The sequence below is a fragment of the Paenibacillus sp. OK060 genome (genome assembly GCF_900101205.1).
In the GTDB taxonomy this organism is placed as follows: Bacteria; Bacillota; Bacilli; order Paenibacillales; family Paenibacillaceae; genus Paenibacillus; species Paenibacillus marchantiae.
The window spans coordinates 297,142-309,440 of record NZ_FNFR01000001.1 but is presented as its reverse complement, the minus strand read 5'-3'; the positions used below and the strand labels follow the sequence as shown (position 1 = coordinate 309,440).

Sequence of the window (12,299 nt, the reverse complement as noted above, 5' to 3'; positions counted from 1 at the left end):
CCCTCCGTGAATGGTTTAATTAAAATAAAGTGTGCTGTTCTCCGAGCAGATTGCCGAGAAAACTGCGACGATGCATGGGTGTAGCACCACGAGCCATAATTTGTTCACGATGAAATTTCGTTGCATATCCCTTATGTATCGATAAACCATATTCCGGATATAACGTATCCCAATCCTCCTTGCAAAGCCTATCCCGGGTAACCTTCGCAATAATGGATGCTGCCGCAATGGATTGACTGTTTGCATCGCCTTTTATAATGGACAACTGCGGTATATTCACATCTACCTTTTCGGCATCTACCAACAGGTAGTCAGGCACGCCCTCAAGTGCTTCTACCGCACGTTTCATGGCAAGCCTTGCAGCCTGTTTAATATTCAATTGATCAATCGTTTCCGCATCTGCATAACCGATTCCCACTGACAACGCCTTTTCCATTATAATGTCATATAATGCATCGCGCTTTTTCTCCGTTAATTTCTTGGAATCATTAACCCCTTCCAAAATCAGATCACGAGGTAAAATAACGGCTGCCGCTACTACATCTCCAAATAAACAACCGCGTCCCACTTCATCAATTCCGGCAATACTTTCAAATCCACTTTCCCAATATTCACGCTCATAAATCAGCAGATCTTTGGACTCCACCATTTCTTTTTTCTTCTTTTTCGGTTCAACCAGGGCATCCAGTTGCGTCAATTCAATTAACTCATTCATTTCATTCATTACGGTGTCATCTCCTCTGCCCACTCTTGCTTCAACACATCACTTTTATATCATTTTATTATATAGACGTAGATTCCCGATTTTTGTTGTATCAGATCCTATTAAATAAGAAATAAGATTCTGTAAAGCATATATGATAATACGATGATGAGATATTATTTTATCGGTATCTGATCGCTTAAATTGAAGATATTCAGCATTGAGCAGGCTAAATCTTCATCACTCATCATAGCATGATTTAAGAGACCCAGATATACGTTCAATACAATCCCATAAAGTGCAATTTTCTAGAATCACCTTCCAGATCAATCAAAGTTCCTTTATTTTAAATTCCAGTATGGCAAAAAGCGACCGCTCCCGGTAATCCGGTAACGGCCGCTTCTTTCGGCAGTTGTCTCTTATTTAATAAGGAGCTTCCATAGAGAAACGTCCCATTTTGCCCGCACGCAATTCACGCAGAAATGCTCGCGATGCCTTTTCCAAATCGATACGCCCACCACTTACCACACAACCACGTATACGACCAACCTGTTCCATAATCGCAACAACGCTGTCCGAATCATCCGCATCCTTGGAGAACTCCTGAAGTCCATAGCGTTCTTCAAGAGAATCCCAGTAATAACGCATTAGATAACTGATGCCAAAAAAGGCGATGTCTTCTGCATTCAGAATCTCTTCCTTAATTGCACCTGTTACCGCAAGACGATAACCCACGTTTTGATCTTCAAATTTCGGCCAAAGAATACCCGGGGTATCCAGCAGTTCCATTTCTTTACCAACTTTGATCCACTGTTGTCCCTTCGTCACACCAGGACGATCTCCCGTTGCCGCAATGTTCCGTCCAGCTAGTCGGTTAATTAGCGTGGATTTACCCACGTTTGGAATACCAACAATCAGTCCACGAACCGCTCTCGGGTTAATCCCTTTAGCTATTTGACGATCAATTTTTTCTTTAAGGAGAAGCTTCGCTTGCGTTGGGATGTCTTTCACGTTGGTACCTGTTGAAGCATCTACAGGGAAAGCAGTGATTCCCTCTTTTTTGAAATATTCAATCCATTCTTGCGTCACTTTCGCATCCGCCAAGTCGGACTTATTCAACAAAATCATCCGGGGTTTGCCCTGTAAAATCTCGTCAATCATCGGGTTGCGGCTGGAGACAGGCAGACGGGCATCCAGCAGTTCGATGACCACGTCAATCAGCTTTAACTTATCCTGAATCTGGCGTCTGGCTCGGGTCATATGACCTGGAAACCATTGAATCGTCACCTTGTCTTCACCTCATTATTTGTTGATATACAAGCTTTTTCTACGACATGCACACCGCATCATTTCGCTGGCAAAACAATCTTAGATTTCTATTATCCCCAGATTAGTTCTGCCCTCTACGTTTTGGTGTACACTTTATATTTTGCTTATATATCCTGCATTCATATTAATGGTTAATCCATTTGATATCGCCGATCGGCCAGAAAATCACATCTGCACGACCTACAATATCCGTCAGTGACACATAACCGATCATACGGCTATCTGTACTGTTCGGACGGTTGTCCCCCATTACAAAAACATGACCTTCAGGTACTTTCCCATCCGGGAATTGCTCATTAGGGAAGTCCTTCACGTTATAGGTTCCACCGTTCGCTTCAGCAGCATCAATTGCTCCCTGAATGTAAGTCTCATCGACTTTTTTACCATTGACGAGAACTGTATCGTCCTGAACCTCAACGGTATCACCAGCGACAGCAATGACACGTTTAATGAAATCACGGCCTTCGGTTGGAACGTGGAATACGATTACTTCTCCGCGCTGTGGTTCTCTGATATCATATAAAATTTCATTGACGATCACACGTTCACCTGTATGAAAATTCGGCTGCATGGAAGGCCCGTCCACAACAAACGGTTTGAACAGTAACCACCGAATCAAAATGACAAGTACTAGTGCGATCACGATGGCTTTGAGCCATTCGAAAATTTCATTTTTGGCTTTTTTGGATCGACTGCCTTTCTCTTCGGCAGTATTGCCCTGGTCCTGTTGAACTTCCTGTTCCATTAATGATCTTCCTCTCTTCACAGTACATGTTATAGCAGTTTTTACACATCATCAGTTATGTAATCTTACACGCAAGCATTACCAGTACATTTAATCCACAATTCAAATGTCCCTCAATAACTGATTTCACAAGCCTCCCGGACTATTCGCGCGTGTGCCGCCATACCATTTTACTCGGAAGTGCACCTCCGGTTCAACTTTTCCCGGACAAAAACGAAAAGGGCTTGTCTCCAAGCCCTCCCCGGTATCCGTTATATTAACGAATTTCTTTAATTCTCGCTGCTTTACCGCGTAGTTCACGAAGATAATAAAGCTTCGCACGACGCACTTTACCACGGCGAGCCACTTCGATTCTATCGATTTTAGGGGAATGAAGCGGGAAAGCTCTTTCCACACCTACACCGTAAGAAATTTTACGAACTGTAAAAGTCTCACTGATTCCACCACCACGGCGTTTAATCACAACACCTTCGAACAATTGGATACGCTCACGAGTTCCCTCGATTACCTTAACGTGCACTTTCAAAGTGTCACCAGGACGAAAACTCGGAATATCCTTACGAAGTTGTTCTTGTGTAATCGCTTGAACGATATTCATCTATGACTCCCTCCTTCCGTACAGGCGTTCATACTTCTTCCAGAGAACACCTTGTCTCCTTCATTATCCATAGAGGACCGCCGTATTCCACATAACAGACTTATTGTATCACGCACCATAACAAAACACAAGGAAAAATAAACAAATTGCTGACAGAACTCTCTGGTTCTTCAATGCCCTTTAATCCTTATTAATTTCCTTTACTCCAATTAGACGTTATCCGTTATACGTTCATCTTAAATACGTCCTGAATTTTATTATAGTCTCATTACAATTCCATTAAAATACACCTGTCCATGCGCTTTTCTACACAATTCCTTTATGCACATCAAAGCTTCGCCCTATGGATTGTAATAATTAGTATTCTTGAATAAGTCAAGCATTAGACGGAAAAAATACTGTAACTTTCTGTCAAGAAAGATCGTCTATGATATAGCTTGTTGGATTACGTGCTGATGCATCTAAATGTAATTCCACGCAGAAATGAAATGGCAAAAGGAGAACCAAACGAATTATGAAATACTTCAAAAAAATTGCTCTTGCTGCACTCGCATTACTCACTTGTACCATTACAATGTATGCGTATGCGGTAACTCATCCTACCAATGCAATGTCTCACAAAGCATGCACGTCCTGGGATATGGTCAAACGTAAGGCATTTCTAATGTCTCACTCCGATTATTCCAGCAAACCTGCACTTGATCTGGCTACCTTTCACATCGCACAAGGTTCAGCTACTGAAGTACCTGTACTGATGTATCATTACATACAGCCCAAAATTAATAATCATGAAACAAACAACAAATCGATCATTAATCTGGAAGACTTCGAAGAAAACATGAAATATTTGCATGAAGAAGGCTACAACACAATTACACTGGAGCAGCTTGAACAATACGTGAACGGACAGATCTCCCTGCCCCAAAAATCTATTGTCATCACCTTTGATGATGGGTATCAGAACAATTATACTTTAGCCTACCCTGTGCTCAAAAAATATAATTTCCATGCTTCCCTGTTTGTAATCGGCAGCAAAATTCAGGATCAGCCTTCGGCTTTTGATCCAGCCAAAAAAACGTTTATCTCCAAACAGGAGATGCAGGCCGCTAAAGACGTCTTTGAGTTCAACAGCCATACCTATAATCTGCATCACAAGGGATATATGCGTTGCGGCGACAACGTGCCCGTCGGACTCGACACAAAACTGCTGAATAATGACGTCAAGCTAATGAAAGAAACTGGTATTGATACGCCGTATCTTGCCTACCCTTTCGGTTATACCAGCACGCAGATGATCTATCAACTGCAGCAAAATGGGTATCGTATGGCCTTTTCCGTACGTTCAGGCTTTGTTCGACCTGGGGATAATCCTATGAAGCTCCCACGATTAACGGTTACGACAGGAACCGATTTGGCTGCATTGCTCCATCCTGAATCAGACCAACAGGAAATCCTTCCTGTCGTAGAGATCAGTCATTAAGCTAGATTGAAACTTCCCCGCCTGGATAAAGAGTCGAGCTATACAGCCTTTTCGGCTGAAGCTGGGCTCTTTTTATGTCCAAAGAGGTTGGAGTGGTTACATCCCTCATTGAGCTGGAATAGATTACGGCTTCATGTGCATCATAGATGATGACCTGCTCCCTTCCGCTCTGACACAAGTCGGCATGTAAGGCATAGCCATCTTTTCCGAACGTTGCAACCGTTTGCATATTACCATTGATCAAAGATGGCAGGACACCCCCACCTCGGCGATAAGCCATAATATAGTCAAGCCCGCTGTCATCCCAGTTACGTACAGGCTCAATAATGGTTAACCATCCACGCGTTTTACGATCTTCTTTCCAAAGTTCCTTTCCGTCGCTATCCAGCATAAACATTCCATCCTTGCCATTCTCATCTCCACGAATAATCCGATCCAGGCCAGCAATCTGTAATCCTTGTCTTTCTCTATAAAATTTCCCCAATGCAATATGCTGTGATTCAATCGAATCCTCATAACGCCATTTTTCATTACCGTACCGATCCATCATCACCGTGACACTGCCACCGATAACAATTTCAACCTCCCCGTCCTCGTCCACATCGCCAAACCATATACAGTCTGCGTGATCATCAAGATTCTGACAGGACCATAATAATGTTCCATCATGATCCAGCATGTCATACCCGGCCATCACTTCATCCTTGCCATCCCCATCGATATCGTAGACCCACGGAAAATGACCTATATTGCCTTCATGCTTCCACAACAAATTGAAATCGTGATCTAATGCCCATAACGTCTTATACCGATCCTTCAGCAGGATATCCATCGTGTGTTGGTCACCAGTCAGGTTTGCAAGAATAAGACAGTCATGCGCTTGCTCTCCAGGCAAATCATGACGTTTCTTTATCTCTCCGGTTCTTCCGTCCAGAATAAGAAATTGTTTGTTCATTACACACAGCACTTCATTATTTCCGTCCCCATCCCAATCTACAATCTGAGCGGGATAGTCTGATCCTGGACCACCTGCATCCGGGTCCGGTGTTCCGACCTGCCACATTAATGTTCCATCCAGATCATATGCCGACAAACAGCATACCTGATGCGGAACGTAACGGTCGTCTATGCCCCCATCTGCCTGCACCAACAGCATCTCAAGCCTGCCATCTCCATTTAGATCTCCCAGAAGCATCTTGCAACGCTCTCCAGCTTCGCTAATATCCACTCTGCCAACTTCATAAGGCTGATGATTCATAATCTTCCTCCTCAGCATGTCGTCTTCATACGCTTCTAGCTGAGATCACCATAAAGAAATTTTTCAGTTTATACAACCCTATTTCGGAACATGCAAAAATGTTCAAAGCGGCAAAAGTGTTCAATACAGAAAAAGACCAACCTTCATATCACAAGGTTGGTCTTTCAAGATTTCGAATGAGATTATTTTACGAGCTCAAACGAGATAATATCAAATTACTCTGCATTCTTTTCACGATCGGAACGAAGCTTGTTTAACCAAACTCGTTCTTTGTCCGTCAAGTCCGCCGTCTCCAACATATCCGGTCTGCGTTCCAGCGTACGAAGCAAGGATTGCTCCCTGCGCCATGCCTCAATATTCAGATGATGTCCAGATAACAACATATCGGGCACCTTCATACCTCTAAATTCCGGAGGACGTGTGTAGTGCGGGTATTCGAGCAATCCGGTACTGAATGAATCCGTTACAGCACTTGTCTCATTACCCAGTACACCCGGAATAAGGCGCACAATACTATCAATCGCCACCATCGCAGGCAGCTCGCCACCCGTCAGCACGTAATCACCAATCGACAATTCATCCGTCACGAGAAACTCACGGATACGCTCATCATAGCCTTCATAATGTCCGCAAATAAAAATCAGATGATCTTCTTGTACAAGTTCCTCTGCTTTTTTCTGTGTGAACGTCTCACCTTGCGGACACATCAGAATAATACGTGGCGGTTTCATCGTTGCCGCAGCTTCGCCCCGTTGTTCTAATACATCCTCAACAGCAGCAAAGATCGGATCTGGCTTTAATACCATACCTCCACCACCGCCGTAAGGTGCATCGTCAACTGTATTATGTTTATTGGTCGCAAAATTCCGAAAGTTTGTTGCTCCCAGAGATACAAGCCCTTTGGTTTGGGCTTTGCCCAGAATGCTGGTTCCGAATACACCGTCAAACATTTCCGGGAATAGGGTTAATACATCCACTTTCATGTTATAGCAGCCCTTCCATCAGGTGAACCTTGACTTGCTTCTCTGTAACATCCACATCAAGAACAACATCATCAATAACCGGAAGCAGAATTTCTTTACCTGCAGGCGTTTTGACAACCCATACATCATTCGCTCCAGGAGTCAAAATCTCAGAGATGGTTCCAAGTGTTTCGCCCTCTTCGGTGATGACAGAACACCCAACGATTTGATGGAAGTAGTATTCACCTTCCTCCAGCTCTGCCAGATTCTCTTTTAACACTTTGGCCATGCCGCCTTTAAACTTCTCTACTTCATTAATGTTGCCATACTCTTTCAGACGAAGAATATACATATTCTTATGCAAACGTGCAGATTCCACGTTAACCATAACTGGATGATTATCTGGTGTAAAGAAAAACAACTCTGCATTTTTCGCAAAACGCACTTCCGGAAAATCAGTTAAAGGCATGATTCTCACCTCGCCACGAATTCCATGCGTATTGACGATTTTACCTACATTCATAAACTCTGCCATACTTTCCTCCTACAATCCATTCATATTGGTACGTATATGTGATGATCTCCCGCAGCCGTTCTGGTTACGGATCGTTCTTCGTATCGCTGTTATCCTAACGCTTCTTCAGAATCGATTCCGTACCCTTCACTACTTCCGCAGATAATCATACTTGACGAGCTTTTTCAATCCTATTATTTAAGTTTCAGCATGCACGAAAAGGGGCTAGGACATGCATCCTAACCCCCTTTCGTATATCTTTAAGATATGATATCAACGGTTACCCGTTTATCCATCTTAACTGCTGCTGATGTGACGACTGTACGAAGAGACTTTGCGATTCGCCCCTGTTTACCAATCACTTTCCCAACATCGTCAGGATGAACGGTTAACTCATAAACGACAAGCCGGTCTTTCTCAACCGTCCGAACCGCCACATCTTCCGGATGATCGACCAAAGCCTTAGCAATTATGCTTACTAATTCTTCCATAGAGGACCCTCCGAATCAGCACCTTATTTAGTCAATTTAGACTCGTGGAACTTCTTCATCACGCCCGCTTTGCTCAGCAAGTTGCGGACAGTGTCAGATGCTTGTGCACCGTTTTGAAGCCATTGCAATGCTTTATCTTCATCGATCTTAACAACAGCCGGTTGTTCAACCGGGTTGTAGTAACCGATCTCCTCGATAAAACGACCGTCACGTGGGGAACGGGAATCCGATACCACTACGCGGTAGAAAGGAGCTTTGTGAGCACCCATACGTTTCAGACGAATACGAACTGCCATTTGAAAATTCACCTCCTTCAATGAAATCTGTATATCGTTCAGCTGCTCCCAGAATCAACGGAAAGGAAACTTCATTCCTTTGCCCAAACCTTTGAGCTGCTTCATCGCTTTGTTCTTGCCGCCTTTAGGTCCCATCATATCCGAGAACTGTTTCATCATGCGGCGCATCTCATCAAACTGCTTGATCAGACGGTTTACTTCGGCCAGGGATGTTCCACTACCTGTAGCAATCCGCTTCCGGCGGCTATGGTTGATCATATCAGGGTTACGTTTCTCCTCGGTCGTCATGGAGTACACGATCGCTTCGATCCGGCCCATCTGTTTATCATCAACCTTCAGGTCCTTGGCTTGTTTCATCTTGCCCATACCAGGAATCATATCCATGATCTGATCGATTGGCCCCAGTTTTTTCACTTGATCCATTTGCTCCAGGAAATCTTCAAACGTGAATTCTGCATTACGCATCTTCCGTTCCATTTCCTTGGCTTTATCGGTATCAATGTTGGACTGTGCTTTCTCAATCAGAGAGAGCATATCACCCATACCAAGAATACGTGAAGCCATGCGCTCCGGATGGAAAGGTTCCAGTGCATCAAGTTTCTCACCAAGGGAAGCAAACTTGATTGGGCAACCGGTGACTGCTTTAACGGAAAGCGCGGCACCACCACGAGTATCTCCGTCAAGCTTGGTCAAAACGACACCCGTCAGATTAAGCTGCTGGTTAAAATGTTCTGCCACATTAACTGCATCCTGACCTGTCATGCTGTCTACGACAAGTAATACTTCATCGGGATTTACTACGCTGTGAATCTGACGAAGCTCTTCCATCAGTTCTTCATCAACATGCAGGCGTCCAGCCGTATCGATAATGACATAGTCATTGCCGTTGTCCTTGGCATGCTGCAGACCCTGACGTGCAATTTCTACAGGGCTTGTCTGATCTCCCAGTGTGAATACCGGCGCTTTGATCTGCTCGCCGAGCACTTGCAACTGCTTGATCGCTGCTGGACGATAAATATCTCCTGCAACAAGCAACGGTCTACTATTCTGCTTTTGCAGCATTTTAGCCAGTTTACCGGATGTGGTCGTTTTACCTGCACCCTGCAAACCAACCATCATCAGTACCGTAGGCGGTTTGTTCGCTTTAGCCAGCTTCGATTGGCTTCCACCCATCAAATCCGTCAGTTCCTTGTTTACGATGTCGATAATGACCATTCCTGGCGTGAAGCTCTCCATCACTTCTTTGCCAACAGCCTTCTCTTTCACCTTGGCGATGAATTCCTTGACCACTTTGAAGTTTACATCCGCTTCGAGCAATGCCAGACGTACCTCGCGCATAGCTTCGGCAACATCTTCATCAGACACCTTGCCTTTGCCACGCAGCTTGCTGAACACATTCTGCAATCGGGTCGTTAATCCTTCAAATGCCATGATCCCACCTCCTTAAGCTGTAATACTGTTTTCAGGACCGATACGTTTCATTCAACTCTTACGAACTACTCTCTGAGTTGATGAATAATATCGTTTATTTGTTTGTTGTTATCAATGGAAACGCCTGCGCGCTCCAATGCATTTTGCAAATCTTCAAGATTACGGTTGCGCCGTTCGTGCTTCTCCAGCAAGCCAAGCTTGCTTTCGTAATTTTCCAGCACTTGTTCGGCACGCTTGATATGCTCGTATACCGCCTGGCGGCTGATCTCGAACTCGGCTGCAATCTCGCCCAGCGAGAAATCATCATGAAAGTAATACTTTAGAAAAGTCTGCTGTTTCTCGGTAAGCAACCGTTCATAGAAAGCAAACAGCAAGTTAATCCGGTTTGTCTTCTCAAGCCGGTTTTCTTGACTCATAACGGGGCACTCCCTTCGTCAAGGAAAAACACTTTACACTCTTGCAACGTTCCTAATAATACCTAAAACAAATCAGGTTGTCAAGCAAAAATACTTGTCACAATAAAAACGTTCATTTTACACTCATTTTTCGTGCCTACAAGGTTGATCTTAGCCATTCATCTACAGTAGAATTCAGCCTGCTGTGTCATTATATAGAACAAAAAAAACGAATGGGTCTCCACAGATGGAGCCGATTCGTTTTACGCTATCTACCGTGGCCTACCGAAGTGGTGTCAGGTACAGAAGTACCATAAAGAAATGAAGAATACTGCCTGCGAGCACAAAGAGATGCCAAATCGCATGGTGGTACGGAAATCCACGCCAAACATAAAAAAGCGTCCCCAGTGTATACATCAGACCTCCAGCAACCAGCAGCACAATTCCCCCTGTAGGGATGGCAGTCATAAGCGGTTGCCAGGCAATAACGATGAGCCAGCCCATCGCAATATAGAAAATCGTGGACATGAACAGAAACCTTTTCGTAAAAAACGCCTTAAAGATTACGCCGAATAATGCGACTCCCCAGATTATACCGAACAGGGTCCATCCAAGTGTGCCGCGAACAGCAATAAACAAAAGTGGAGTGTACGATCCCGCAATAAACAAATATATGGAAGAATGGTCGAAAATCTCAAATAAGTCTTTCACTTTTCCATCTTTCCATGCATGCACGAGTGTAGAGCTCGTATATAGCAGCAGCATGGTGATCCCGTAGATCGTGAAACTGACCACATGCCAAGCCGTGCCTTTCATACTTGCAAATACAATCAATATCACCAGTGCAGCTACACTGAGTGCAGCGCCGATTCCATGTGTCACCGCATTGGCGACTTCTTCACGGCGAGAATAGGTATGAGTATTGGCCATTTTCAACCGTCCTTTCTAACCCTTTAGCATTGCCTGCTTTATTCCCATTATACACGTATTGCCAGTGACATTACACGTGACACTTATCACGTATATCACTGGCAATACGGTTAACGCTATCCTATTTATTAATGATTCTAGGAATTAGCTTCCTCTTCTTCAGCACTTTCAGCTGGCTGTTCTTGAATCAATCCGGCAAACAACGCATGTACGAATTGCTCCGAGTCGAATGGCTGCAGATCATCAATTTTCTCACCCAGTCCGACCAGCTTCACAGGCAGATCCAACTCCTGACGAATTGCAACAACAATACCACCTTTGGCGGTACCATCCAGCTTCGTCAGTACAAGTCCAGTTACCCCGCTCTTCTCTCCAAAGAGTTTGGCCTGATTCAGTGCATTCTGACCTGTAGTTGCATCCAGCACCATTAATACTTCATGAGGCGCTTCCGGAATTTCACGTTGAATGACACGATAGATTTTGTTGAGTTCGTCCATCAGATTGGATTTATTTTGCAGACGGCCTGCTGTATCACAGAGCAATACATCAGCACCCCGCTGCTTTGCAGCCTGTACAGCATCATACATTACAGCTGCAGGGTCAGAACCTGATTGTTGCTTGATGACTTCCACACCAGCACGTTGTCCCCATACTTCGAGTTGTTCGATCGCTCCGGCACGGAACGTATCACCTGCTGCCATAATGACCTTTTTACCCTGCTGTTTGAAGCGATGGGCCAGCTTACCAATCGTTGTTGTTTTACCAACACCATTAACACCAACAAACAAAATGACCGTAATGCCATCCGGATTCATTTTCAGTTCATTATTCTGCTCGCCACGAAGCAAACCCGTCAGTTTTTCGGACAATACAGGCTGTAGTTCAGCCGCATCCTCAATTTTACGTTTTTTGACCTCATCACGCAGATCTTCAATCAGTTTCATGACCGTATTGACACCTACGTCGGCTCCAATCAGAATCTCTTCCAATTCTTCATAGAATTCCTCGTCGATTTTTTTGCGACGGATAACGAGATCCGATACTTTCTCTACAAGGCCTTTACGCGTCTTTTCCAATCCGTCCTTGAACTGTTTGGTAACCGACTCCGTTTTGCTTGCAATGCTGTCTCTCAGCTTTTTAAAAAAACTCATAAAGCCCCTCCATCGT

The 12,299-nt window shown here is 44.3% G+C and carries 14 protein-coding genes; 1 reads left to right on the top strand and 13 read right to left on the bottom strand.

The features are described 5' to 3' along the window. Window positions 1-19: 19 nt before the first annotated feature. The 4 genes from BLS14_RS01325 to rplS form a co-directional block, all read right to left on the bottom strand. Window positions 20-724: a ribonuclease HII gene (locus BLS14_RS01325; protein ID WP_090805376.1), complete on the bottom strand. Its 705-nt coding sequence runs from the start codon at window positions 722-724 to the stop codon at window positions 20-22. Between the two features lie 402 nt (window positions 725-1,126). Beyond that, window positions 1,127-1,990, bottom strand: coding sequence for a ribosome biogenesis GTPase YlqF (gene ylqF / locus BLS14_RS01320; RefSeq protein WP_063564655.1), 864 nt, complete (start codon window positions 1,988-1,990; stop codon window positions 1,127-1,129). A gap of 166 nt (window positions 1,991-2,156) precedes the next feature. Then, on the bottom strand, window positions 2,157-2,777 hold the full coding sequence (gene lepB / locus BLS14_RS01315) for a signal peptidase I (RefSeq protein ID WP_063564656.1): 621 nt from the start codon (window positions 2,775-2,777) through the stop codon (window positions 2,157-2,159). 256 nt (window positions 2,778-3,033) lie between these two features. Beyond that, window positions 3,034-3,375: a 50S ribosomal protein L19 gene (gene rplS, locus BLS14_RS01310; RefSeq protein WP_024630190.1), complete on the bottom strand. Its 342-nt coding sequence runs from the start codon at window positions 3,373-3,375 to the stop codon at window positions 3,034-3,036. 514 nt (window positions 3,376-3,889) lie between these two features. Here rplS and BLS14_RS01305 point away from each other — a divergent pair. After that, complete coding sequence (locus BLS14_RS01305; protein ID WP_063564657.1) at window positions 3,890-4,855, top strand: polysaccharide deacetylase family protein; 966 nt, start codon at window positions 3,890-3,892, stop codon at window positions 4,853-4,855. Between the two features lies 1 nt (window position 4,856). On the opposite strand, the gene BLS14_RS01300 is transcribed toward BLS14_RS01305, so the two are convergent. From BLS14_RS01300 to ftsY, 9 genes are all read right to left on the bottom strand, one after another. Beyond that, a complete protein-coding gene (locus BLS14_RS01300) occupies window positions 4,857-6,113 on the bottom strand; it encodes a hypothetical protein (RefSeq protein WP_063564658.1) in 1,257 nt (418 codons plus the stop codon). 215 nt (window positions 6,114-6,328) lie between these two features. Next, window positions 6,329-7,096: a tRNA (guanosine(37)-N1)-methyltransferase TrmD gene (gene trmD, locus BLS14_RS01295; RefSeq protein WP_072732389.1), complete on the bottom strand. Its 768-nt coding sequence runs from the start codon at window positions 7,094-7,096 to the stop codon at window positions 6,329-6,331. A gap of 1 nt (window position 7,097) precedes the next feature. Beyond that, window positions 7,098-7,610 (bottom strand): ribosome maturation factor RimM, encoded by a 513-nt coding sequence (gene rimM / locus BLS14_RS01290; protein ID WP_063564660.1) that lies wholly within the window; start codon window positions 7,608-7,610, stop codon window positions 7,098-7,100. 239 nt (window positions 7,611-7,849) lie between these two features. Beyond that, a complete protein-coding gene (locus BLS14_RS01285; RefSeq protein ID WP_024630185.1) occupies window positions 7,850-8,080 on the bottom strand; it encodes a KH domain-containing protein in 231 nt (76 codons plus the stop codon). 23 nt (window positions 8,081-8,103) lie between these two features. After that, window positions 8,104-8,376 (bottom strand): 30S ribosomal protein S16, encoded by a 273-nt coding sequence (gene rpsP / locus BLS14_RS01280; RefSeq protein ID WP_024630184.1) that lies wholly within the window; start codon window positions 8,374-8,376, stop codon window positions 8,104-8,106. Window positions 8,377-8,430: 54 nt separating this feature from the next. Then, window positions 8,431-9,807 carry a signal recognition particle protein gene (gene ffh, locus BLS14_RS01275; protein WP_063564662.1) on the bottom strand — a complete coding sequence of 459 codons (1,377 nt, stop codon included), beginning with the start codon at window positions 9,805-9,807 and terminating at the stop codon, window positions 8,431-8,433. 65 nt (window positions 9,808-9,872) lie between these two features. Beyond that, the gene (locus tag BLS14_RS01270; RefSeq protein ID WP_072732388.1) at window positions 9,873-10,223 is read right to left on the bottom strand and encodes a putative DNA-binding protein; all 351 of its coding nucleotides are present in this window, start codon (window positions 10,221-10,223) and stop codon (window positions 9,873-9,875) included. Window positions 10,224-10,484: 261 nt separating this feature from the next. Beyond that, a complete protein-coding gene (locus BLS14_RS01265) occupies window positions 10,485-11,132 on the bottom strand; it encodes a PAQR family membrane homeostasis protein TrhA (protein ID WP_063564664.1) in 648 nt (215 codons plus the stop codon). A 137-nt stretch (window positions 11,133-11,269) separates the two neighbouring features. Then, window positions 11,270-12,283, bottom strand: coding sequence for a signal recognition particle-docking protein FtsY (ftsY, locus tag BLS14_RS01260; protein WP_063564665.1), 1,014 nt, complete (start codon window positions 12,281-12,283; stop codon window positions 11,270-11,272). Window positions 12,284-12,299: the final 16 nt, after the last annotated feature.

Coding starts and splice junctions, on each gene's coding strand:
- rpsP (WP_024630184.1), bottom strand. CDS start 8,376: ATGGCAGTTCGTATTCGTCTGAAACGTATGGGTGCTCACAAAGCTCCT.
- lepB (WP_063564656.1), bottom strand. CDS start 2,777: ATGGAACAGGAAGTTCAACAGGACCAGGGCAATACTGCCGAAGAGAAA.
- rimM (WP_063564660.1), bottom strand. CDS start 7,610: ATGGCAGAGTTTATGAATGTAGGTAAAATCGTCAATACGCATGGAATT.
- BLS14_RS01300 (WP_063564658.1), bottom strand. CDS start 6,113: ATGAATCATCAGCCTTATGAAGTTGGCAGAGTGGATATTAGCGAAGCT.
- trmD (WP_072732389.1), bottom strand. CDS start 7,096: ATGAAAGTGGATGTATTAACCCTATTCCCGGAAATGTTTGACGGTGTA.
- BLS14_RS01265 (WP_063564664.1), bottom strand. CDS start 11,132: ATGGCCAATACTCATACCTATTCTCGCCGTGAAGAAGTCGCCAATGCG.
- BLS14_RS01325 (WP_090805376.1), bottom strand. CDS start 724: ATGAATGAAATGAATGAGTTAATTGAATTGACGCAACTGGATGCCCTG.
- ffh (WP_063564662.1), bottom strand. CDS start 9,807: ATGGCATTTGAAGGATTAACGACCCGATTGCAGAATGTGTTCAGCAAG.
- BLS14_RS01270 (WP_072732388.1), bottom strand. CDS start 10,223: ATGAGTCAAGAAAACCGGCTTGAGAAGACAAACCGGATTAACTTGCTG.
- ftsY (WP_063564665.1), bottom strand. CDS start 12,283: ATGAGTTTTTTTAAAAAGCTGAGAGACAGCATTGCAAGCAAAACGGAG.
- rplS (WP_024630190.1), bottom strand. CDS start 3,375: ATGAATATCGTTCAAGCGATTACACAAGAACAACTTCGTAAGGATATT.
- BLS14_RS01305 (WP_063564657.1), top strand. CDS start 3,890: ATGAAATACTTCAAAAAAATTGCTCTTGCTGCACTCGCATTACTCACT.
- BLS14_RS01285 (WP_024630185.1), bottom strand. CDS start 8,080: ATGGAAGAATTAGTAAGCATAATTGCTAAGGCTTTGGTCGATCATCCG.